The 23,930-nt window shown below is 41.5% G+C and carries 17 protein-coding genes; 14 read left to right on the top strand and 3 right to left on the bottom strand.

The annotated features are described in order from the left end of the window. Window positions 1-41 precede the first annotated feature (41 nt). The 6 genes from AC1XUO_RS04335 (at window position 42) to AC1XUO_RS04360 (ending at window position 10,511) form a co-directional block, all read left to right on the top strand. On the top strand, window positions 42-1,781 hold the full coding sequence (locus AC1XUO_RS04335; protein ID WP_483328526.1) for an ABC transporter ATP-binding protein: 1,740 nt from the start codon (window positions 42-44) through the stop codon (window positions 1,779-1,781). After that, complete coding sequence (locus AC1XUO_RS04340; protein ID WP_483328527.1) at window positions 1,778-3,592, top strand: ABC transporter ATP-binding protein; 1,815 nt, start codon at window positions 1,778-1,780, stop codon at window positions 3,590-3,592. Before AC1XUO_RS04335 ends, AC1XUO_RS04340 begins: the two co-directional genes overlap by 4 nt. 432 nt (window positions 3,593-4,024) lie before the next feature. Further along, entirely contained in the window at window positions 4,025-4,450 is a 426-nt protein-coding gene (locus AC1XUO_RS04345) for a hypothetical protein (protein ID WP_483328528.1), read from the top strand. Between the two features lie 213 nt (window positions 4,451-4,663). After that, window positions 4,664-5,815, top strand: a complete 1,152-nt coding sequence (locus tag AC1XUO_RS04350; protein WP_483328529.1) for an efflux RND transporter periplasmic adaptor subunit — start codon at window positions 4,664-4,666, stop codon at window positions 5,813-5,815. 28 nt (window positions 5,816-5,843) lie between these two features. Beyond that, window positions 5,844-8,999, top strand: coding sequence for an efflux RND transporter permease subunit (locus tag AC1XUO_RS04355; RefSeq protein WP_483328530.1), 3,156 nt, complete (start codon window positions 5,844-5,846; stop codon window positions 8,997-8,999). 69 nt (window positions 9,000-9,068) lie between these two features. After that, window positions 9,069-10,511 carry a TolC family protein gene (locus AC1XUO_RS04360; protein ID WP_483328531.1) on the top strand — a complete coding sequence of 481 codons (1,443 nt, stop codon included), beginning with the start codon at window positions 9,069-9,071 and terminating at the stop codon, window positions 10,509-10,511. Between the two features lie 85 nt (window positions 10,512-10,596). Here AC1XUO_RS04360 and AC1XUO_RS04365 read toward each other — a convergent pair whose 3' ends face one another. Beyond that, window positions 10,597-12,714, bottom strand: coding sequence for a carboxy terminal-processing peptidase (locus AC1XUO_RS04365; RefSeq protein ID WP_483328532.1), 2,118 nt, complete (start codon window positions 12,712-12,714; stop codon window positions 10,597-10,599). Between the two features lie 18 nt (window positions 12,715-12,732). Further along, window positions 12,733-13,491: a BamJ family beta-barrel-assembly machinery protein gene (bamJ, locus tag AC1XUO_RS04370; protein ID WP_483328533.1), complete on the bottom strand. Its 759-nt coding sequence runs from the start codon at window positions 13,489-13,491 to the stop codon at window positions 12,733-12,735. Window positions 13,492-13,778: 287 nt separating this feature from the next. Between bamJ and atpA the strand changes: the two genes are divergently transcribed. From atpA to AC1XUO_RS04405, 7 genes are all read left to right on the top strand, one after another. Continuing rightward, window positions 13,779-15,353, top strand: coding sequence for a F0F1 ATP synthase subunit alpha (gene atpA, locus AC1XUO_RS04375; protein ID WP_483328534.1), 1,575 nt, complete (start codon window positions 13,779-13,781; stop codon window positions 15,351-15,353). A 95-nt stretch (window positions 15,354-15,448) separates the two neighbouring features. Next, complete coding sequence (atpG, locus tag AC1XUO_RS04380) at window positions 15,449-16,336, top strand: ATP synthase F1 subunit gamma (protein ID WP_483328535.1); 888 nt, start codon at window positions 15,449-15,451, stop codon at window positions 16,334-16,336. Between the two features lie 289 nt (window positions 16,337-16,625). After that, complete coding sequence (locus tag AC1XUO_RS04385; RefSeq protein ID WP_483328536.1) at window positions 16,626-17,360, top strand: outer membrane lipoprotein-sorting protein; 735 nt, start codon at window positions 16,626-16,628, stop codon at window positions 17,358-17,360. Between the two features lie 158 nt (window positions 17,361-17,518). Then, on the top strand, window positions 17,519-18,055 hold the full coding sequence (locus tag AC1XUO_RS04390; RefSeq protein WP_483328537.1) for a YceI family protein: 537 nt from the start codon (window positions 17,519-17,521) through the stop codon (window positions 18,053-18,055). Window positions 18,056-18,257: 202 nt separating this feature from the next. Next, window positions 18,258-19,253, top strand: coding sequence for a mevalonate kinase family protein (locus tag AC1XUO_RS04395; RefSeq protein WP_483328538.1), 996 nt, complete (start codon window positions 18,258-18,260; stop codon window positions 19,251-19,253). 144 nt (window positions 19,254-19,397) lie between these two features. Then, complete coding sequence (galU, locus tag AC1XUO_RS04400; protein ID WP_090338954.1) at window positions 19,398-20,261, top strand: UTP--glucose-1-phosphate uridylyltransferase GalU; 864 nt, start codon at window positions 19,398-19,400, stop codon at window positions 20,259-20,261. A 135-nt stretch (window positions 20,262-20,396) separates the two neighbouring features. After that, window positions 20,397-21,086: an SDR family NAD(P)-dependent oxidoreductase gene (locus AC1XUO_RS04405; RefSeq protein WP_483328539.1), complete on the top strand. Its 690-nt coding sequence runs from the start codon at window positions 20,397-20,399 to the stop codon at window positions 21,084-21,086. A 43-nt stretch (window positions 21,087-21,129) separates the two neighbouring features. On the opposite strand, the gene AC1XUO_RS04410 is transcribed toward AC1XUO_RS04405, so the two are convergent. Then, entirely contained in the window at window positions 21,130-21,468 is a 339-nt protein-coding gene (locus AC1XUO_RS04410) for a hypothetical protein (RefSeq protein WP_483328540.1), read from the bottom strand. 108 nt (window positions 21,469-21,576) lie between these two features. On the opposite strand from AC1XUO_RS04410, the gene AC1XUO_RS04415 reads away from it, so the two are divergent. Continuing rightward, window positions 21,577-23,928: a peptide-binding protein gene (locus tag AC1XUO_RS04415; RefSeq protein WP_483328541.1), complete on the top strand. Its 2,352-nt coding sequence runs from the start codon at window positions 21,577-21,579 to the stop codon at window positions 23,926-23,928. Window positions 23,929-23,930: the final 2 nt, after the last annotated feature.

The following is a 23,930-nucleotide window of genomic DNA, read 5'->3' on the forward strand; positions in this document are numbered from 1 at the left end:
CTCCTCTGTAATGTGATCCTTTTCCTTATGCCAAAATCAAGATGAAACGATATTTCCCTTTCATAACAAAATACAAAACAGCCATCATACTAGGGCCTTTACTGGCAATCATCGATGTTTTTGGCGAAATCGTGCAGCCCATGCTTATGTCTGATATAGTCGATATTGGAATAAAAAATCAGGACACGCATTATATTCTGAAAATGGGAGCACTTATGATTGCGCTGTCACTTGTAGCAATTTTTGGAGGTGTTGGAAATGTTTATTACTCCTCTAAATCTTCGGTGGGTTTTGCGAGTGAATTACGTCAGGGCCTGTTCAATAAAATTCAGGAATTTTCATTTTCCAATATCGATACGTTCAGCAGTGCCTCGCTGGTGACGAGACTTACGAACGATATCAACACGCTTCAACAAGTCGTGATGATGTCCTTGCGTTTGTTGATCCGGGCTCCGCTGATGCTGGTTTGTGCAGTAATCTTTGCATTACAAATCAATAAGGAACTGACCATTATTATAGCTGTTGCCATTCCTGTATTAAGCTTTGCCATTTTTTTCATCATGAAGAAAGGCATTCCTTATTTCACAAAAATGCAGCAAAAACTGGATCGTGTTAACGCAGCGATCCAGGAAAATCTCACCAATATCCGTGTTGTAAAATCCTTTGTACGGAGTGATTTTGAAGAAGAAAAATTTTCCGTAGCCAACCGGGATTTAATGGATATGTCGGTAAAAGCATCTACAATCGTCGTTTTGATCATGCCCGTGATGATGTTGATCATGAATGTTTCCATTGTTGCTGTGGTCTGGTTTGGAGGAAACAAAGTGATGACGGGCGACTTGCAGGTTGGTCAGCTGATGTCGTTTATCAGTTATATCACACAAATCCTGATCGCGTTGATGTTGCTTTCCATGACCATTATGATGTTTTCCAGAGCAAGCGCTTCTTCGAAAAGGATCCTGGAAGTATTGGACACCGAAATCGATATTAAAGATACCGCTGCGGCGAATGCTGGAAATTTTCAGGTTCAGAAAGGCGAAATTGAATTTCGTGAGGTGTGTTTCAAATACAATTTGGAAAGCGATTTGTTTGTATTAAAGGATATCAATTTTAAAGTTGCTCCGGGAGAACTGATCGCCATCATCGGCGCAACAGGGTCTGCTAAGACAAGTCTTGTGCAACTTATTCCAAGACTATACGATGTCACCGAAGGACAAATCCTGATTGATGGTATCGATGTCAGAAATTATTCACTGAAACATCTTCGCGAAGCCACTGCGACCGTTTTGCAAAAAAATGTATTGTTTTCAGGGACAATTAAAAGTAACCTGAAATGGGGTAAACCTGACGCGACTGATACCGAAATAATAGCAGCCGCAAAAGATGCCCAGGCACACGATTTTATCATGTCATTTCCTGAACAATATGAAACAGTTCTGGGCCAGGGCGGCGTCAATCTTTCAGGGGGGCAGCAGCAAAGATTATGTATCGCCAGGGCACTTTTAAAACAACCGGTCATTCTTATTCTGGACGATAGCACCAGTGCGGTGGACACAGCAACAGAGGCGAAAATCAGGACCGCACTACAAGAAAAATATCAGCAGACATCCACATTGATCATTGCCCAAAGAATCAACTCTATTGAATCGGTAGACAGGATTGTCATTCTGGATGACGGCAGAATTATTGGAATCGGGACCCATGACGAGCTTATGAAGACCAATGCCGTTTATCAGGAAATTTATCAGTCACAACAGCAAAATGAAGCCATAGCCTCATGAGCGAGAAAAATACAACCACCTCAGCAGCGCCGGGCGGCATGCCCGGATCAAGTTCCGGACGTCGCTTTTCCGTAGAAAAACCTAAAAATATGGGTCTGACGATGCGAAGACTCTGGGGTTATCTGCAAAAAAACAAATTGGGATTATTTACAGTTGTCCTGTTTATTCTGATCAATACGACTGCCTCGCTGACGGGCTCCTATATGCTTCGGCCACTCATCAACGATTACATAATCCCAAAAGACGTTGACGGTCTTTTTCATTTGCTGGGTTTTATGCTGATCATTTATCTCGCAGGCGCTTCTGCCGCTTATCTGCAAAGCAGGTTTATGATTATTATTTCTCAGAAAACCGTGAATGAAATAAGGAATGATCTGTTTGAAAAACTACAATCACTGCCACTGCAATTCTTCGACACGAACAGTCACGGGGAGTTGATGAGCCGGTTTACAAACGATGTCGATCTGATTAGCGAATCTTTAAACAACAGCCTGACCCAGATTTTCACAAGCATCATAACCCTGACCGGGACATTTTTGCTCATGTTATATATCAGCCCTTTGCTGACTTTGGTGACATTGGTCATGGTTCCGCTTATGCTCTTTTTGGCTTCGCAAGTGATTAAACGAAGTAAAAATTATTTTATGGCTCAGCAAAAGGCAGTTGGAGTAACGAATGGTTATATCGAAGAAATCATTACCGGAATCAAAGTCGTTAAAGTTTTTGGATACGAGAAAAAAGCGGAAGCTGATTTTGAAAAACTGAATTCCGACCTGCGGGAAAAAGCGACGAAAGCGCAAATGTTTTCTGGTATGATGATGCCGATTATGATCAATATGAGTACGATCAATTATGCGCTTACGGCTACAATCGGCGGAATTCTTGCAGTAACACGTGGACTGGACATTGGCGGTTTGGCTTCCTTTCTTCAATATTCCAGACAATTTGGAAGGCCAATAAACGAATTATCCAGTCAGGTTAACAGCTTGCAAGCAGCACTGGCAGGAGCTGAACGCGTTTTCGAAATGATGGATCAATTGCCTGAACCAACCGACGCAGAAAATGCAATTACGCTTTCCAAAGTAAAAGGCGAAGTTCGTTTTGAAAATGTGACATTTGGATATGGTCCTGAAAAGATGATTTTACATGACATTAATCTGCGTGTGAAACCAGGTAACAAAATCGCTTTTGTCGGCTCGACCGGTGCTGGTAAAACAACGATTATTAATCTACTTCCACGTTTCTACGATATTCAGTCAGGAAAAATAACGATTGACGGCATTAATATAAAAGAATTTTCCAGAGAAAGTCTTCGAAAATCAATGGCGATTGTGTTGCAGGACACACATTTATTTACCGGAACAGTGATGGAAAACATTCGCTATGGACGGTTAACAGCCACAGACGCCGAAGTTATTCATGCAGCAGAACTTGCCAATGCTCATTCTTTTATTACCCGAATGCCGAAAGGATATCAGACCGTACTGGATGGCGACGGAAGTAACCTGAGCCAGGGACAGCGACAATTGCTCAATATCGCCCGCGCCACGGTTGCCGAAGCACCAATTCTTATTCTGGACGAAGCTACAAGTTCAATTGATACCCGGACTGAGAAGCTCATTGAACAAGGGATGGACACACTGATGCAGGGAAAAACTACATTTGTAATTGCTCACAGATTGTCAACCGTGCAAAATGCAAATGAGATTATCGTCCTGGAATTTGGCAATATTATCGAACGCGGAAGTCATACCGATCTTATGTCGAAAAAAGGTAAATACTATGAATTATACACCGGACAATTTTCGTAAATAGTGCACTAATATTTTTATCTAAAGATTAAAAAATCAGATTATTCCAAGTTCAATATCTTAATATAACATACGAACCAGAGCAAAAGTCTGATTAAGAAGTTACATCAACCGCAATTCGTAATACCTAAAATTATATTTTTGGAAAATGGATCAAGGGTAACCGCGAGGCAAAAAGCGAGAGAAATCTTGCAACTATAAATGTCGAACTAAATCAAGTAACTTAAAAACCAACCAGTTAAAGGTTAAATTAGAAAAATATTAGATCTAATTAACAGATGTTAACAATCCCGAAAATTTGGTTATTAAGTTTGAATTGTTATATTTGAATAATTGGTTTGCAGTTTTGCATGACAATCCCAATAATTCCAATCATTCTTGAATTCATTATAAAAATATGAATTTTTAGTGTTTTGAAATTTGACCAAAACTATGTTTAAAAGAACTTTTTTATTGTTTTTTTGCATTGGGCAAATTCTTGCTTCCTCGCTGTTTTCCGGACAGGCAGAGGCGTCATGCCGGTCTAATTTTGGAATTAAATTTTTATCCCCTTTCAACAATTCCTATTACGAGGAAGAAGAGGAAGAGGACTTGATTGAGATTGATTATTCAATTTGTCAACGCCAGGCAGTTGTTAAGGCTGACGAATTTGAATGGAAAGAAAGTCTCACCCATCTTTTACGCCACCGGACATCCAGTTATCGCTTTTTAAGTTTCGAAACTGTCCTTTCAAATTATTTCTATTGCTGTTTAAAATCAGTCGTAAAACATTATACAAAGCAAGTTATCGGCTCCATGGAGGGGTTACTTACCTTGCCCGACTATTACAGTTTTCTTCACAGACTTTGTCCGTTTTAACGGATTATCAGGCATTTTCTGCCCAATTATTTAGCCGCACAGTTTAGTTAAAATCATTACAGACATCAGAAATGCCTGCATATAATTGCATGTATTTCGTCGTCTGCTTAGATAACCTTATCCCGATTTAGAAATTTCGGGAATATTCCTGTGTGCTAAAATTCTATTCCTTTTCTTTCTCAGTATTCATTTTCAATTATTTACAAACTCATCATGAAAAACTACAACTGGTCTTTACTATTAGGAATCAGCCTTTTTACAATGGCCTGTTCCACGCAAAGTAAAGATTCCGCAGAAATTAAAGATTCGATTCCGACCATCCCTGTGACAGAATTGAAATCTCAGAAAACAGATCTACACAGGGAATATGTCGGATCCATTCATGCTGTCAGGAATGTAGAAATATACGCACGCGTCAAAGGCTATCTAGAGCAGGTTTATGTTGACGAAGGCAAAGAAGTAAAAAAAGGACAGACGTTGTTTCGCATCAATAGCGCAGAATATGAATCCGGACTTGCCAAAGCAAAAGCGAATTTACAAAGTGCAGATGCTGATGCCAAGGGGGCGGAACTTGAACTGAAACGCGTTAAATTATTGGTTGAAAAAAATGTTATTTCTAAAACCGAGTTAGAGGTTGCACAGGCAAAACTGGCAGCTGCAAATGCTAAAATCGAAGAGGCAAAATCCGAAAGATCAACAGCCGCATTGCACCTGGCGCAAACAGTGATCAAAGCACCGTTCGATGGCGTTATCGACAGGCTTCCTTATAAAACAGGTAGTCTTATCAATGAAGGCACTCTGTTGACTACGCTTTCTGACACTAAAAATGTATTTGCTTATTTTAATGTCTCAGAAAATGAATATCTCGAATATACGAGAGCGCGGGGGGCAAAATCCAGTGACAACACGGTCGTAGAGCTTGAATTGGCAGATGGTTCTTTTTTCAAACATAAAGGAACTATTGAAACTATGGAGGGGGCTTTCGATGAAGGTACCGGATCCATTGCTTTCAGGGCACGTTTTTCAAATCCCGAGAAATTATTAAAACATGGCTCAACCGGCACGATCCGATTGACTAACACCGTTGAAAACGCCGTTTTAATTCCTCAAAAAGCAGCTTTTGAAATTCAGGATAAAAGCTTCGTTTACGTTTTAGATAAAGACAATAAAATAAAGACCAGAAGTTTCGTACCTAAATCGAGGCTTTCAGGATATTATATTGTAAAGTCAGGATTAGAGCCGGGAGAAACGATCGTCTGCGAGGGGCTTCAGGGATTGAAGGATGGGGTTACGATTAATCCAAAAGTAATCCTTATGGATTCCGTAAAAACAGAAACGAACAAAATCGAGCTTACAGCACGATAAAATCAAACGCTCACCTGAATTTTAAATTATGTTTCAAAAATTTATAGAGCGACCGGTTCTGTCGCTGGTAATTTCTATTTTCATAACCCTCCTGGGTATCTTGGCCTTCACAGGACTGCCGGTTTCCCAATTTCCTGATATCGTCCCTCCTTCTGTTGTCGTAACCGCCACCTATACAGGGGCTAACTCAGAAGTTTGTGTCGATGCCGTTGCTGTTCCTCTGGAAAGAGCCATTAATGGTGTGCCTGGAATGACGTACATGACCAGTGTCTCCGGCAACGATGGTGTTACAACAATCACCATTTCATTTAACGTAGGAGTAGACCCTGATCTCGCCGCCGTAAACGTACAAAATCGTGTACAAACGGTTATCGACGAACTTCCTGAAGAAGTAATTAAGGCTGGTGTTACCACTGAAAAAGAGGTAAACAGTATGCTCATGTATCTGGATATTATGAGCACCGATACGACTGTTGGCGAGGACTTTGTGTACAACTTCGCTGATATAAACATCTTAAAAGAGCTAAAAAGAATTGACGGTGTGGGTCGTGCGCAAATCATGGGAAGTAAGGATTATTCCATGCGTGTGTGGCTGAAACCCGACCGGATGAATAATTACAACGTATCAGCAGATGAAGTTGTACAGGCGATACGCGACCAGAATGTGGTTGCTGCACCCGGAAAAACGGGCGTTGCTTCCGGCCGCGAAACACAGGTTTTACAATATGTTTTAAAATATACCGGAAAGTTATTTGAACCGGTTCAATATGAAAATATTGTTCTGCGATCCAATCCGGATGGGTCTATGCTGAAATTAAAAGACGTTGCTGATATTGAATTTGGTACACTGGATTATGACATGGCTTCCAAATCCAACGGAAAACCGTCGGCATCGATCATGATCAAACAGCGTCCGGGTTCCAATGCGCAGGATGTTATCAAGAATATCAAAAATAAAGTAGCTGAGCTGAAAACTACAAGCTTTCCGCCGGGAATGGACTACTTTGTTTCTTATGACGTATCACGCTTTCTTGATGCCTCTATCCACGAAGTGGTGCGTACATTGATCGAGGCTTTTATTCTTGTTATCATTATTGTTTATCTGTTCCTACAGGATTTCCGTTCAACCCTTATCCCTGCGTTAGCAGTTCCGGTAGCTTTGATCGGTACATTTGCATTCATGCAGCTTTTCGGGTTTTCGATTAATTTGCTTACCCTTTTTGCCCTAGTATTAGCGATTGGTATTGTGGTCGATAATGCCATTGTCGTCGTCGAGGCCGTCCATGCAAAAATGGCCGAAAAACATCTGGATGCCAGAGAAGCAACCATTGAATCGATGAAAGAAATGAGCGGGGCAATTATTGCTATCACGCTCGTGATGTCGGCTGTGTTTGTTCCGGTAGCATTTATGTCTGGTCCGGTCGGAATATTTTACCGGCAATTTTCTATCACGCTGGCTATTTCGATTGTGATTTCAGGTATCAACGCATTGACACTGACACCTGCACTTTGCGCAATCATGCTTAAAAATACCCATGGACAACCTTCAAAAAACACCCCGCTTGACCGGTTTTTCAGAGGGTTTAATAATGGTTACAATGGCATTTCAAATAAGTACCAGAAACTCCTTTCTGTTATCATCGGACGTAGAATGATTACGATTGGTTTGCTGATCGCGTTTTGTATCGGTACATATGGTATAAGTTCGATTCTTCCAAGTGGGTTTATCCCAACTGAGGATCAGGGTGTTATTAATGTGAACGTCACAACGCCGGTTGCTGCTACGGTTGAAAGAACAGAAGCTGTTCTGGATGAAATACAGAAAGTAGCGGCGTCCCTGGAACCTGTGGAATCTGTATCCTCCCTTTCAGGATATAGCTTGATTACAGAATCCGCCGGATCCTCATACGGTATGGCGATGATTAACCTGAAAGCCTGGGATCAGCGTAAAGAATCTGTGAAAGACATCATCGCACAAATGGAGCAAAAAACGAAGCATATCACGGATGCAAAGATTGAGTTTTTCCCTCCACCGACTGTTCCCGGATTTGGTAACTCAAGTGGATTTGAGCTACGTATCCAGGATAAGACAGGCAGTGATGATCTTCAAAAAACGGCCAGTGTTACGAATCAATTTGTAAAGGAATTGATGGCTACGCCGGAAATATCCAGCGCATTCAGCAGTTTTGATGCCAGCTTTCCGCAATACATGATCCATGTGGATGCTGATATCGCTTCCAAAAAAGGAGTTTCTGTCGATGCGGCCATGAGCACACTCCAGACTTTGATTGGTAGTTTGTATGCTTCCAATTTCATCCGGTTTGGGCAGATGTATAAGGTTATGGTACAGGCAGACCCAAGTTTCCGAAGAAGCCCTGAAGATATTTTAAAATTGTATGTTAAAAACAACAGAGGCGAAATGGTTCCGTTTTCGACATTCATACGTCTTGAAAGGGTTTACGGGCCAGAATTACTGACGCGCTACAACATGTTTACGTCCGCGATGATCAATGGCGATGCGGCTCCCGGTTTTAGTAGTGGAGATGCCATCAAGGCCGTAGAACGTGTGGCAAAAGAAAAGCTTCCCAAAGGATTTTCGTATGAATGGTCAGGAATGACCAGGGAAGAAATTCTGTCGGGCGATCAGGCGATGTATATTTTTGCGATATGTCTGCTATTTGTATATCTGCTTCTCGCTGCCCAGTATGAAAGCTTTTTGCTTCCGCTTCCGGTAATTTTATCCTTGCCTACCGGGATTTTCGGAGCATTCCTGGCCTTGAAATTAATGGGACTGGAAAACAATATTTATGCACAGGTTTCCCTGGTTATGCTTATTGGTCTTCTCGGGAAAAATGCCATTCTGATTGTGGAGTATGCTCTTCTTCGTCAGAAAGAGGGCCGGACAGTTTTTGAGGCGGCACTGGAAGGAGCCACAGAAAGGTTACGTCCTATATTAATGACATCCTTTGCCTTCATTGCCGGACTTATCCCACTTTGTATCGCATCCGGCGCTGGTGCTTTGGGAAACCGGTCAATCGGAACGGCGGCTGCCGGTGGTATGCTCGTCGGAACACTCTTCGGGGTTATCATTATTCCGGGGCTTTACGTTTTATTCGCAACACTGGCGCTACCGAAAAAACCTTCTGCGCCGAAAATGGAAGAAGAAGAAGTTCTGGTCCATTAAGACTCAGCCAATATCAGGGCAGCCTCGAAGCAATTCTGGCTGCCCGATCTTACTAACTGCATTCAATTAATGAAAACATATAAAACAATTTATAAAACCCTTCCGGTTGCTGCTTTGATATTCATGAGTGGATGTAAAATGATGCAACCAGTAACAAAATCGGCGTCCATTCCCACCCCGGGAACTTTTGAAAATCAAAGCGATTCAACAGGTATCGGCTCGATACAATGGAAGTCTTTCTTCAAAGACCCTAACTTAATTGCCTTGATTGATACCGCCTTAGTCAATAATCCTGACTTAAAAATTGCTATGCAGCGCATTGAAATGGCCAGATCCAATGTCTTGCTAGCGAAAGGCGCTTTGTTGCCTGCCGTAAATGCAGAAGTGTCTGGCGGCGGAAGGAAATTCGGAGATTATACGATGGATGGTGTTGGAAATTATGATACCAACTTTTCAGATAATATTGATGCCAACAGAAGGTTACCCGCTCCCTTCCTGCCTGATTATTTTGTAGGATTTCGTAGTACCTGGGAAATAGATATCTGGGGAAAATTAAGAACGCAGCGTAAGGCAGCATATACCCGTTTTCTTGCTTCTGAAAAAGGAAAACATTTGGTGACAACAAGTTTGATAGCACAGGTATCACGTCTGTATTTTGAGTTGCTGGGAATGGACGCCGAACAGGAGATTATTAAGAAAAACATTATTCTGCAGCAATCTGCCGTAGAAAATATTAAAATACAAAAAGAAGGAGGCCGTGCGAATGAGCTCGGCGTCCAACAATTTACAGCACAATTACTGAATACGCAAAGCCTTGAAATACAGATTAACCAGCGTATCGTGGAGGCAGAGAATAATCTAAATCTTTTGCTAGGCCGTTTTCCACAAAAAATCACAAGAAGTGGAAAATTAAGCGAGAATTTACCTGAGCGGGTGCAGGCCGGAATCCCTTCCAGAATGCTGATCAGAAGGCCAGATGTTCAACAGGCGGAACTGGAATTACTGGCAAATAACGCAGATTTGCAAGCTGCAAGACTGGCGTTTCTGCCTTCTCTTAACATTACGGGATTATTGGGTTTTAATGCTTTTAAAAGTTCGTTATTATTCAATCCCGGCTCCATTGCTTACAGTGCATTAGGCGGCCTGGCAGCACCAATTTTTAATAGAAAGGCACTTTTGGCTGGACAAAAAAGATTTGAGGCGGCAAATATCGAGGCGTTGTACTCTTACAACAAAGCAATTTTGACCGGTTTTCAGGAAGTAAGTACCAGTCTTAAAAAGATTGAAAATACCAAAAAATTTGCGGATTTCAAAAGACAGGAAGTCGACGTTTTGCAACAGGCTGTTGGAGTTTCCCGCGATCTTTTTCTGACAGGCTACGCAACATACCTGGAAATTATAACGGCACAAAAAAATGTACTGGAGGCTGAATTATCGTTAATGGAAGTTCAAAAAGACCAACATCTGGCTTTGATAGAATTATATCGTTCGCTTGGCGGCGGCTGGGAATAAGATTTGCTAAAAATTATCAATATCCTGGAATAAAAAATGGACAGCTGGTTTCCGCCGGCTGTCCATTTTTCATTCCAAATCTATCTTACTTTTTCTTTGATCCGGCTAAGCTTGGCTCTTTTGAAATGACGATCAAATCAGCAAGCATACGGCCAGTTTCCGTGATGTAGATATCCTTTTTCTTTTTGACATCTTTCGGTGCTTCTACCGCTACTTTCGGATCAGCATCCTCATCTTCCTCCTCAGCATCTTCCCCAAGTTGTTTCATGGCCGCACGTTTCTTTTCTGCTTCGTCACGTTCAACTTTACGTTTTGTTTCCTGTAATGAAACAATCTTATTTTCACGCGCCTTTTTAAAATCATCTAATGTTTTCACCAACGTTTTCAATTCTTCATCAGATTTCAAACGTTGTTTATACTTATCGCGAAGCTGACCAACAATTTTGTCGTTGATATTATTTGCGCTTTCGTATTTCGAAGATGCGATCTGATCCCAAGGCAAAGCACTAGGCTGCGATCCTTCGCCATACTCATTTACTTTAAAAGCAGACGGTAATTCCAGATCAGGCACAACACCTTTCAACTGCGTGCTGCTTCCGTTAATACGATAGAACTTCGCAACCGTCAATTTCACCTGACCAAGCTGATCCGTTTCCTTCGGAGCCCATTGGTTCAGGTCAATTAAAGTCTGGACGGTTCCTTTACCATAAGTTTGTTCGCCTACAATAATTCCACGTTTGTAATCCTGAATGGCAGCGGCAAAAATTTCCGATGCAGAAGCACTGAAACGATTCACCATAACCGCCATCGGACCATTGTAAGCGATCATTGGGTCATTGTCAGTCTCTACCTGAATTTCTCCCTGACCCTCTTTTACTTGAACAACCGGGCCTTTGTTGATAAACAAACCTGTTAACGAAACAGCTTCGGTCAAAGATCCTCCACCGTTGTTACGCAAATCAATTACGATTCCATCAACACTCTCAGCCTGTAGTTCGGTAATCAATTTTTGAACATCACGGGTTGTGCTTGAGAATTCTTTTTCTTTCTGCTGCGCTCCTTCGAAATCACGATAGAATAATGGAATATCGATTACACCAATTTTGTAATCTTTATTTCCAGTATTTATGGAGACGATTTCCTTCTTAGCGCGAGAATCTTCAAGCTTGATTTTTTCACGAACCAATCTGATCTCTTTCGGAGGAGTGCTTGATAAAGCGTCAGCTGATAAAATTTGCAAACGAACAACCGTACCCTTAGTACCTTTGATAAGTTTCACTGCATCGTCGACAAACCAACCTACCAGGTCCACAAACTTTCCGTCATCACCTTGCGCAACGCCAATAATTTTATCTTCCTTTTTAAGTTGTTTTCCCTTAAAAGCAGGACCGCCAGGGATTACTTCAACAATTTTAATGTAGTTATCTTCCTCACGAAGTAACGCTCCGATACCTTCAACCGACTGGCTCATTTCCTGTTTGAAACGATCTGCAGAAGTTGGTGCCATATAACTCGTATGCGGATCCAAAGATTCAGCATACGCATTCATAAACATTTGAAAAACCTGTTCGGTCCTGATACGGCTCAATCCACGGTCACGATTTTTATAACGATCACTCATCGTTTTAACTACCGAAGAATCTGCTTTTCCGGCAAGTTTTAAGTCGAGCGCTTCGCTCTTCAAATACTTTCTCCAGGTATCGTTTAATTCGTCATTTGATTTCGCCCAGGCTACTTTTTCGCGGTCGGTATTAAGCGACTCATCCTCAGTATAATCAAATGGCTTCGGCGTTTTCAAAAGCGTCTGGATATATTCACTTCTTTCCTGATAACGCTTTCTGAAAAGGTTATACATGTTGAAAGGAACGTCCAGGTCTCTTTTTTGTAAAAAATCGTCGAAAGAATACCTGTACTTTTCAAATTCTGCCATATCAGAAGCCAGAAAGTACAATCGCCCATGGTCAATACCATCAATATACTTGTCAAAAATCGCTGACGACAATGAGTCATTCAGTTTTATTTTCCGATAGTGATAATTTGATAGAATTCGCGTCGAAAGCTCTTCCGCCTTATACTGCGCTACGGTCGGCTTGATGTCTTCCGCCAGTGATGTTTCCGTCGTTACGATTGCATTTTGCTGTACGGGACCTCGCTGCCAGCCAAGTAATACAACAGGAATAAGAGTGATCAGGTATTTTTTCATTCGTCGAATTTTTGTTAACTATTTAACAATTTCTAATAATTCAACTTCAAAAACTAAAGCTGAATAAGCTGGAATCTGAGGACCTGCTGCGCGTTCGCCATAAGCCAGCGAATAAGGAATAAATAATTTCCATTTCGAACCAACCGGCATAAGCTGCAGCGCTTCTGTCCACCCTTTGATAACACCATTTACCGGAAACTCAACCGGCTCACCCCGATCAACAGAACTATCAAAAACTGTTCCATTGGTCAAAGTGCCGTGATAATGCGTTTTTACCTTATCAGTGGCTGTCGGCTTAGGACCATCGCCCATTTTAATGACCGAGTATTGCAATCCACTTTCGGTGGTCGTTACCCCTGTTTTCTTCTTGTTTTCTTCCAAAAACTTTTCTCCTTCTATTTTTACCACAGCTCCTTTTTCTTCAGTTAATTTTTGAAAATACTCACCAATAAATTTATTTGCTTCTTCAGCACTAAAAGTTGTTTTATCTCCTTTAAGTGACGCTTCAATCGTTTTGTTAAGAATAGCAGTATTGATACCGGATATTCCCTGAGACGCTAAAGAGTTGGAAAAACTTACTCCGATCGCCGCAGACAGTGAATCCATCTGATTCTTGAGTACATTTGCAGAAGGTGTTGCCTTTGTCACTGTGGCTGTGGACTTCTTAACTGTCGCTGCGGGTTTGGTCACTTTTTTCGGTGCCTGCGCAAACCCTTGTGATGCAGCTAAACCGATACATAATACAGAGGTTAAAATGGTTTTTTCTAATTTGTACATTCTACTTAAGGATGGTCAGAAAATTAAATTTTTGATAAGTAATGGTTATTAACGAACTCAATTACAACAAAAACACAATTAGTACCTAAAAAAGTTTTAAAAACCTTTTAAATGCCTGAAATTCCATATTTTTACGCCACTGTAATAGGACAGCGTAGTAAACTTGGAAAAATCTAATTTTTGTGGTCAGTTTTTTAAGTGAAGTATTCTTTATTTAAAGAATTAAACCTACCTTTGCGGCTGATTTCAAAAACTTACTACTATACTCTAAATAAGTCAATTATACTATGGTATCTGTTAGACCGGACGAAGTTTCGGCCATCCTGCGGGAACAACTTGCAGGCGCTAAATCGGTAGCGGAACTCGAAGAAGTAGGAACAGTCCTTCAAGTTGGTGACGGTGTTGCCCGCATTTATGGCCTTTCTGAAGTACAGGCGGGTGAGCTGCTTGTTTTCGAAAATGGCTTAAAGGCCCTCGCACTAAACCTCGAGGAAGATAATGTTGGAGCCGTTTTACTTGGTGATTCAAGTGAAATCAAAGAAGGCGACACAGTGAAGCGTACGAAGGAAATCGCTTCAGTAAGAGTTGGTGATGGGATTGTAGGCCGTGTTGTTAACACATTGGCTGAACCAATCGACGGTATGGGCCCTCTTCAGGGAGAGCTTTTTGAAATGCCACTTGAGCGTAAAGCGCCCGGTGTTATTTTCCGTCAGCCAGTAACTGAGCCTCTTCAGACTGGTATCAAGGCAATCGATGCGATGATTCCAATCGGACGTGGACAACGTGAGTTGATTATCGGTGACCGCCAGACTGGAAAAACAGCTGTTGCTATTGATACAATCATCAATCAAAGAGAATATTACGATAAAGGCGAGCCAGTTTTCTGTATCTATGTAGCTTGTGGCCAAAAGGCTTCTACTATCAAAGGTATCGAAGCGACACTTCGCCGTTATGGTGCAATGGACTATACGGTAATCGTAGCAGCTGGTGCATCGGATCCTTCACCTATGCAATTTTATGCTCCATTTACAGGTGCTGCAATCGGTGAATACTTCCGTGATACTGGTCGTCCTGCACTTATTGTTTATGATGACCTTTCAAAACAAGCAGTTTCATACCGTGAAGTTTCCTTGTTGCTTCGTCGCCCTCCGGGACGTGAGGCTTATCCAGGTGACGTATTTTACCTTCACAGCCGCTTGTTGGAAAGAGCTGCAAAAATCATCAATGATGATGCAATCGCTGCAAACATGAATGACCTTCCTCCTTCCCTAATCGGAAAAGTGAAAGGTGGTGGTTCATTGACTGCACTTCCAATTATTGAAACACAGGCTGGTGACGTTTCTGCATATATCCCAACGAACGTAATTTCTATTACAGACGGACAGATATTCCTTGAATCAAACTTGTTCAACTCGGGTATCCGTCCTGCGATCAACGTGGGTATTTCGGTATCACGTGTGGGTGGTAACGCCCAGATCAAGTCAATGAAAAAGGTATCAGGTACGTTAAAACTTGACCAGGCTCAGTTCCGTGAATTGGAAGCTTTTGCAAAATTCGGTTCGGATCTTGATGCTTCTACTAAACTTGCGATTGACCGTGGACGCCGTAACCAGGAAGTATTGAAACAACCTCAATATGCTCCGGTACCAGTTGAACATCAGGTGGCTACTGTTTATGCATCTACAAAAGGATTGTTGGACAGAATTCCGGTTGATAAGGTTAAGCAGTTTGACAAAGAATACCTAACTATTCTTTCTGCTCAATACAGCGACACCCTTGCCGCTTTGCGTGCAGGTAAGCTTGACAGCAACATCACAGATGTACTAGATAAAGTAGCGAAAGAAATTTCAGCTAAATATTAAAAGAGAAGCTTTGAGTGAAAAATTAAAAGCAGTGATATGTTTTTAGTTTTTCACTTATTGATTACCTCAGGCGGACCGCATTTAATTTCCCTAAGATGGCAAGCTTAAAAGAAGTACGTAACCGGATCGTTTCGGTTAACTCCACCCAGCAGATCACCAAAGCCATGAAGATGGTTGCGGCTGCTAAATTGCGCAGAGCTCAGGACAATATCCTGCAAATGCGTCCCTATGCCCAAAAGCTAGGTCAAATGCTTTCGACAGTCTCGGCAGGTTCTGAAAATTCTGTTGATAGCCCGCTGAAAGACGTTCGTGCGATAGAAAAAGTATTGATCGTTGTCGTTACCTCTGATCGTGGATTATGCGGAGCTTTCAATACCAATATTATTAAAGCAACCTTGCAACTGATCAATGAAAAATATTCAGTGCAGGCAAGCAAAGGAAATGTTGAGATTTTTGCAATTGGTAAAAAAGGCGCAGAAGCTTTCGTTCGCAGAGGATTTACAGTGAACACGGGTTTTACTGATCTTTTCACAAGACTTAAATTTGTTAACGTTAAAGAAGCAGCAGAAAATATCATGAAAGACTTTTCAGAAGGTCGTTATGATGTTGTTGATCTTGTTTTTAACGAATTTAAAAATGTTGCGACTCAAATAATTCATACAGATCCGTTTTTACCGATCGTGGCTGATACAACTGCCCAGCAAGTTAAAGCACCGGAGGTTAATTATATATTTGAACCGAACGAGGAAGAAATTCTAGCTGAATTAATTCCAAAATCGTTAAAGATCAAGTTATATCGTGCAGTTCTTGAATCGAATGCTTCGGAACAAGGCGCGCGTATGACGGCGATGGATAAGGCAACTGAAAATGCTCAGGATCTTTTGAAAGCGTTGAAACTGGTTTATAACCGTACACGTCAGGCAGCAATTACAACAGAAATCCTTGAAATTGTTGGTGGTGCAGAAGCATTGAAAAATTCATAGTTAGTTTAAGAACTTATATATTTTGGCGAGCGGACCATTTTTGGTTCGTTCGTTTTTTTTTATTCAAAGTTTGAATAGGACGGCTTTGGTTTACGCAGGTTTTTTTCCGGTCAGACGGTAGAAAAAGCCGTCCGACCGGAACGAGCGACCCGTCCGATGGCTTTTTCCGCCATCGGACGGGTAAACAAAAAATTCCAACGCTCAACAGACACGATATCCGTCCATCCTTAACCGACCTCGGTTTTAAACTAATTTTTCATAGATTTACACTTTATCAAAACAAGCTCAAATGCAAAATAAGACATTTTTAAAGTCGTTGATCTTTTTGATCATAGCAGCGATAAGCACTTCTTCCTTTGCGCAGACCGTTGACGAAATCATAGCCAAGCACGTTACCGCAATGGGAGGTGCTGATAAACTGTCAAAGTTGAAAAGTGTAAAAATAACCGGAGAAATGAAGGTAATGAACATGGAAATTCCGGTCATCACCACTATCGTTCAGGACCGTGGATTCCGCAGTGAAACGACGGTACAAGGACAAACGATCATTCAGGTTATTGATAAAGACAAAGGTTGGTCTGTTAATCCGATGGCTGGCCAAACCAAAGCTACACCATTGCCAGAGGAAGTTGTTAAGTCTCTCTCCGCAGAAACCGATCTAACCGGACTTTACAATTACAAAGAAAAAGGACAAACCCTGACATTGGACGGTGAGGATGACCTTGCAGGCGCAAAAGTTTACAAAGTGACTGTAAATCTGAAAAATGGAGGTAAACGAACCAACTACATTTCCAAAGACACGTATTATGTTTTGAAAGTTGTTGCCTTCATGAACGTAAATGGGCAGGACGTCCAATCCACCAACAACCAATCAGATTTCAGACAAGTGGATGGTGTAACTTATCCTTTCACTTCGGAAGTTGAAACTTCTGCTATGCCCGGAGCATCGATGGCTATGACCATCAAATCTTTACAGGTAAATCCAAAGATCGACGAATCTATTTTTGTTATGCCCAAAGAATAATTTAGAAATAAAATTTACAAGTAAAAACCTTACTGTCAACCATTTAATTCTCAATCTAAAAAGATTGAGAATTTTTTTTGCCATTTTTTAAACTTTTTCTGATATTTACATGTATATACATTAAATGTAGAAACATATTAATCAAAACAATAGATATCATGTCAACTAAAACATCATGGGTTATTGACCCAACGCATTCAGAGATTCAGTTCAAAGTAAAACACCTTGTAATTTCCACTGTAACAGGTGCATTCAAAACTTTTGAAGGAACAGCCGAAACTGACGGAGACGATTTGACAACAGCAAGTATTAATTTCTCTGCTGATGTTGCAAGCATCGACACAAATCAGGCGCAACGTGACGAACACCTTCGTTCAGGCGACTTTTTTGATGCAGAGAATTACCCAAAACTAACTTTTGTTTCAACAGGTCTTGAAAAAACAGGTGAAGACACTTATAAACTTAAAGGCGACTTGACCATTAAAGGTGTAACCAATCCGGTTGTTTTAGACGCAGAATATGGTGGAGCAATGACAGACTTTTATGGTCAAAGCAAAGCTGGTTTCGAGGTGGCAGGTAAAATCAGTCGTAAGGAATTTGGTTTAACGTGGAGTGCGACAACTGAGGCAGGTGGTGTAGTAGTTGGCGACGAAATCAAATTGGTTATCAATATCCAGTTGATTAAGCAAGCATAATTTCAGGTAAAAATATTAGCGGACAGATCAGGTCGAATACGTACCTGGTCTGTCCGTTTTTTTATTTATTGGCAGAGAAAATATTTCAATTAGGCATTAACTTTTGATAAATTTTCCGTTATTGAACCTCACATTCAATTAAGGGACAAAGCTGTAAAGCTTCGTCAACTGGTTACTACTTTGACGTTAAAAAATATTTACATTGATTATTGAAACACGCGCATATGCCCGGGCCGGGCTGCTGGGAAATCCTTCTGATGGTTTTTTTGGAAAAACAATATCAATATCTGTCCGGAATTTCGGAGCATCTATTTCTTTATACGAATCCCCTGAGCTACACATTGAGCCTGAACCGCAGGATGGCAGCACATTCCGCAGCGTTTTCCACCTCCGGGATTCCGTTAGTATGCTGGGTTACAATGGTGGGATTCCTTTGATAAAAGCAGGTATCAAAAAATTTGCCGATTATTGTGAAGATCATAATATCAAATTACCCAACCGGAATTTCACTGTAAGATATCGCTCGTCAATACCTCGTCAGGTAGGAATGTCTGGTTCCAGCGCAATTGTTGTCGCGCTTTTCAGGGCTTTGATGCAATTTTACAAAGTAGAGATACCTATCGAAATTCTGCCACAGCTGGTCATGGTTTCAGAAACGGAAGAATTGGGAATTGCCGCTGGTTTGCAGGACCGTGTTATCCAGTGTTATGAAGGCTGTGTTTATATGGACTTTGACAAATCACTGATTCAATCTCAGGGATACGGACTTTACGAAAGAATAGACCCGGCGCTTTTGCCTAAGCTTTACGTCGCTTATAATACCAACCTCAGCAAAGTTTCCGGAAAAGTTCACAGTGACGTTCGCGCAAGATTCGATCGCGGCGAACAGGATGTGATCGACGTCTTGGGACAAATCGCACAGAAAGCGAAAGAAGCGCATACTGCCTTAAAGGAGGGCCGGCCTGGCGACCTCCACGAACTAATGAACCAAAATTTCGATCTTCGCTGTCAGATTTATAACGTTCCGGATTCAAACAAAAAACTCATCAATGAAGCGAGATCCTGCGGGGCGTCAGCCAAATTCGCAGGTTCCGGCGGTACCATTATCGGAATCTATAAAGACGACGACATGTTAAACCAGCTTTTTGTAAAACTCAAAAAATACAATGCAAGGGTAATTAAGCCATTTGTTATTTAGCTATCGGCTGTCGGCCTCCGGCTGTCAGTAGCTGATTTTATCAAACTAATTAATACTTGCAATAATTAAAAACATAAAAACTTAACCAACTGGCCAAACGCTACCAACTGAAAACCGATAGCCTACCGCCGAAAGCCAAAACTTATGATTCGTAAAGCTGTAATTCCTGCTGCCGGACTCGGAACCCGTTTTTTGCCAGCGACCAAGTCAATGCCGAAAGAGATGTTACCTATCATCGACATTCCGACGATCCAATATGTTGTGCAGGAAGCTGTTGATTCAGGGATTGAAGATATTCTAATTATTTCAGGAAAAGGGAAACGCGCGATTGAGGATCATTTCGATAGGAATGTTGAGCTTGAATCCCGTCTTGAAGAAAAAGAGGACATGATCTGGTTCAATGAAATGCGCCGTCTGGCTGATATGGCCAATGTCCATTTCGTACGCCAGAAAGAAGCAAATGGACTGGGCGATGCCATTTATTACGCTCGCCATCACGTTGGTAATGAACCATTTGCAGTATTGTTGGGTGACACGATCATGGATTCAGTCATCCCCGTTACGCAACAATTGATGGATACCTATGAACAGTATGGCGGATCGGTGATCGCGGTTGAACAGGTGCCGGCAAACAAGGTTAATCGTTACGGCATTGTTGGTGGCACTTCACTGAGCGATACCATTCTGGAATTAAGCACATTGGTTGAAAAACCAGCCATTGAACTTGCCCCTTCCAACCTGGCCATTGCAGGTCGTTACATTTTGACGCCGGAGATTTTTAATACGATCGAACAAACACCAAAAGGAAAGAATAACGAAATCCAATTAACAGATTCCCTATTGCTTCTTCTGAAACGCGAAAATATTTACGCACATCACATCGAAGGGAAACGTCATGATATCGGTGATAAACTGGATTATCTTAAAACGACAGTAGAGTTTGCACTGAAGAGAAAAGAATTTGCAGAACCATTCAGAAAGTTTCTGATTGACCTTTTAAATAAATAAAAAAAGAGGTTCGAGGAAGGTCCTGTCCGAAAAGAGAAGTCGACGCATTTAGCCGGCTTCTCTTTTTATTTATTCAAAACACACACTTTTGCTACGACTTCGTTATTTTAGCAATCACATCAGCCAGGAATAGAAATGTCTAAAAACATCATCATTAGCGGAGCATCGGGAGGACTTGGAAAGGACGTAGTTAAGAAACTCAGTGAAGGGGGCAATAACCTATATGTAACATTTGGATCCACAAAACCGGAAGCTTTTACCGATCTCAAAAATGTGATAAGCCAGGTTGTTGATCTGTCGGATCAGGAAGCAGCTCTGGATTTTGTCAATACAACCCTTGAAAAAGCGTCGACAATTCAGGCTGGAGTTTTTCTCGTTGGCGGATATGCTCCCGGAGATCTTCACGCTACCGATAATGCGCTGCTTGAAAATATGTTCAGTATTAATTTTTTCACAGCTTTCCATCTCGTCAAACCACTTATGAAACATTTCGAAAGCAGCGGCGGCGGACAATTCATTTTCATCGGTGCCAGACCAGCACTTGAAGCTAATCAGGGAAAAGATAACTTCGCCTACGCACTTTCCAAATCACTAGTTTTCAAAATGGCTGAGTTCATTAATGCGGAAGGGAAATCAAAAAATATCACTGCAACAGTTATTGTACCCGGGATCATTGATACGCCTACGAATCGCAAGGCCATGCCCGATGCTGATTTTTCTAAATGGGTTGCACCAACTGATATTGCCGAGAACATCGCGTTTGTACTGAGCGAACCCGGGACGAAACTTCATGAAACGGTTTTGAAAATTTACGGCACCGACTAAATGGCCAACCCGCAAATACGAACTATGATTTTTATCTATGTAACTATTTTCTGATTACCTTTCTTACCGGAACCGGCAAGTCTTTTTGCCTTTTAATCTTCATTATATCAGGCGTTACAGCGGGAACAACGATTTCCCCGGTCCGGTTGACTCTTACGGAACCATCTGCGTTTAATTGATTCGATGCCGGTGCCTTTCCTACTGGTAATTCAAGTATGCCATCTTGCCCAGGACTGACATGATCAACCATTTCAGAAAACTTCGGCATAATTTGCGCATAAGAGGGAAGAGAATCTTTTAACTCTTTGTTCTGTGCCAATAAAAAACTTCCCGTCCATATCGGAAGAATAACCCCAGCCGCCAATTTTACATAATACTTCATGGCTACAAAATTTTTGATCGAGAATCCTTTTAAAATGGGTAGAAAAGTAATGAGAAAATCTTCATTTAACCAGCAAAGGTTAAATCATTTTCAATCAACGTTGACGATATGCGAAATAGATACTTTTACACATTGCTTATCTGGATCCAGGTTGTCTCATTCACTTCATACGCCCAACATAAACTATACGTTTCTCCATCCGGAAATGATGCAAATGCAGGTTCGATCACTTCTCCTCTGAAAACACCATCAGGTGCTATAAATAAAATAAAGCAGTTAAAACAAAGCCATATTACGATACTGATTCGGCAGGGCACTTATTACCTTGACCAGACTATAATACTCAATGAGAACGTATTAAAAGGAAAAATTGTATCCATAGAATCACTCAAAAACGAAAATGTCACTTTTAGCGCTGGCTTAAAATTATCTCCTGATTGGGGAAAATACACTGAAAATATCTGGAAGGCCAAAATTGAAAATACAGGATTTGAGTCACTATTTATTAATGGAATACCTCAGATTCTTGCACGATATCCAAATTATGACTCAACCGCGCGGGTTTTTAACGGAACTGCCGAAGATGCAATTTCGCCAGAACGGATGACCAAATGGAAAAATCCGGCGGGCGGTTATTTTCATGCACTTCACCAAGGCGAATGGGGAAGTTTTCACTACCGGATTACAGGAATTACTAACGGAAAAGCTGATCTGGAAGGAGGCTGGCAAAATAACCGTCCCGCACCGCTTCATCCGAAGTACCGTTTTGTTGAAAATATTCTTGAAGAGCTGGATGCGCCTGGTGAGTGGTACTATGACAAAAAATCGGAAACATTATATCTCTATCCTCAGCCGGGAATCGATCTCAAAACAGCGAAGTTTGAGGTTTCCAATCTTAAACATATTTTTGAAATAAAGGGCTATCCGGAAAAGCCAATTCGTAATGTTACTATAAAAGGAATCAGATTTACACATACTGAAAGAACCTTCATGGATCATTATGAGCCGCTACTGAGAAGTGACTGGATGATTTATCGTGGCGGTGCCATTCTGATGGAAAATACAGAAAACTGTGTTGTTGAAGATTCGGAATTCAATTTTTTGGGCGGAAATGCAGTTTTGTTCAGTGGATATAATCATGCTTCCGGGGTTACAGGGTCACATTTCCATAACATTGGCGCAAGCGCTATTTGTTTTGTCGGAGATAGTTCAGCCGTCCGTTCTCCGGCTTTTGGTTACGATAATTTTGTTGTTTACGCTAAACTGGATAAAACCCCGGGTCCCAAAAACAATCGCTTTCCTTCCGCTTGCTTTGCCGAAAACAATCTGATACATGATATTGGAAAAATTGAAAAACAGTCAACTGCGGTACAAATTGAGATGGCCTCAGAGATTTTGGTCCGTTATAATACCATTTATCGCGTCCCGCGTGCCGGAATAAATATCGGTGATGGCTGTTGGGGTGGGCATTTGATTGAAAATAATGACGTTTTCGAGACCGTCATGGAGACAGGCGATCACGGTGCTTTTAATTCCTGGGGACGGGATCGGTTCTGGCATCCAAATCGGAAAACCATGGATAGCCTTGTGTCAAAACATCCGGAATTAATATTTCTGGATGCTCAAAAAACGATCGTGATAAGAAATAACCGATTCCGGTGCGATCATGGCTGGGATATCGACCTGGATGACGGAAGTTCCAATTACCATATCTATAACAATGTATTGCTAAGCGGCGGACTTAAATTCCGGGAAGGGTTCAAGCGTATCGCCGAAAATAATATCCTGATCAATAACTCTTTTCACCCACACGTCTGGTTTAAAAACAGCGGTGATATTTTTAGAAAAAATATTGTCATGCGCCCTTATTTTCCGATCTTGGTTAACGACTGGGGTAAGCAAGTAAACAATAATCTTTTCCCCGACGAAACTGCGCTGGCAAGTGCGAAAGTCCTGAACATAGATAAAAACAGTAAGGCAGGAGATGCTGTTTTTGCAGATGCCAAAAGTGGAAATTATCATGTTAAGTCATCCAGTCCTGCTTTGAGCGTCGGCTTTAAGAATTTCCCGATGAATGATTTCGGTGTAACAAAAGCACGTCTGCGAAAAATGGCTAACAAAGTTGAGCTTCCAGTTCTCCTGAATGCAGCGTTGGAAAAAGAGTTGCAGGAAACGGTCTGGCTGGGTGCCAAAATCAGAAATGTAAACGGCCTGGGCGATCGTTCCGCTTTTGGACTGCCGGACGAAAAAGGTGTTATTCTTGTCGAAATCCCCGCTTCCAGTATTCTTTCAAAAAGCAAACTTCAAGCTGGCGATGTGATCAGAACAGCCAATAAAGAGGAAGCGGGAAACGTGGTAAGATTGGAAGCAATTCGCCAGCAATATAACTGGACCGGCAAACTGGATCTCGAAATCCTGAGAAATCAACAAGTTTTAAAAATTGATCTTTCCCTGAAATAGAA

It is taken from the genome of Dyadobacter sp. HNCC25DJ186 (genome assembly GCF_056895235.1).

Excerpts from the sequence above, each read along its gene's own strand:
- AC1XUO_RS04335 (WP_483328526.1), top strand. The coding sequence starts at position 42 with ATGAAACGATATTTCCCTTTCATAACAAAATACAAAACAGCCATCATA.
- AC1XUO_RS04340 (WP_483328527.1), top strand. The coding sequence starts at position 1,778 with ATGAGCGAGAAAAATACAACCACCTCAGCAGCGCCGGGCGGCATGCCC.
- AC1XUO_RS04345 (WP_483328528.1), top strand. The coding sequence starts at position 4,025 with ATGTTTAAAAGAACTTTTTTATTGTTTTTTTGCATTGGGCAAATTCTT.
- AC1XUO_RS04350 (WP_483328529.1), top strand. The coding sequence starts at position 4,664 with ATGAAAAACTACAACTGGTCTTTACTATTAGGAATCAGCCTTTTTACA.
- AC1XUO_RS04355 (WP_483328530.1), top strand. The coding sequence starts at position 5,844 with ATGTTTCAAAAATTTATAGAGCGACCGGTTCTGTCGCTGGTAATTTCT.
- AC1XUO_RS04360 (WP_483328531.1), top strand. The coding sequence starts at position 9,069 with ATGAAAACATATAAAACAATTTATAAAACCCTTCCGGTTGCTGCTTTG.
- AC1XUO_RS04365 (WP_483328532.1), bottom strand. The coding sequence starts at position 12,714 with ATGAAAAAATACCTGATCACTCTTATTCCTGTTGTATTACTTGGCTGG.
- bamJ (WP_483328533.1), bottom strand. The coding sequence starts at position 13,491 with ATGTACAAATTAGAAAAAACCATTTTAACCTCTGTATTATGTATCGGT.
- atpA (WP_483328534.1), top strand. The coding sequence starts at position 13,779 with ATGGTATCTGTTAGACCGGACGAAGTTTCGGCCATCCTGCGGGAACAA.
- atpG (WP_483328535.1), top strand. The coding sequence starts at position 15,449 with ATGGCAAGCTTAAAAGAAGTACGTAACCGGATCGTTTCGGTTAACTCC.
- AC1XUO_RS04385 (WP_483328536.1), top strand. The coding sequence starts at position 16,626 with ATGCAAAATAAGACATTTTTAAAGTCGTTGATCTTTTTGATCATAGCA.
- AC1XUO_RS04390 (WP_483328537.1), top strand. The coding sequence starts at position 17,519 with ATGTCAACTAAAACATCATGGGTTATTGACCCAACGCATTCAGAGATT.
- galU (WP_090338954.1), top strand. The coding sequence starts at position 19,398 with ATGATTCGTAAAGCTGTAATTCCTGCTGCCGGACTCGGAACCCGTTTT.
- AC1XUO_RS04405 (WP_483328539.1), top strand. The coding sequence starts at position 20,397 with ATGTCTAAAAACATCATCATTAGCGGAGCATCGGGAGGACTTGGAAAG.
- AC1XUO_RS04410 (WP_483328540.1), bottom strand. The coding sequence starts at position 21,468 with ATGAAGTATTATGTAAAATTGGCGGCTGGGGTTATTCTTCCGATATGG.
- AC1XUO_RS04415 (WP_483328541.1), top strand. The coding sequence starts at position 21,577 with ATGCGAAATAGATACTTTTACACATTGCTTATCTGGATCCAGGTTGTC.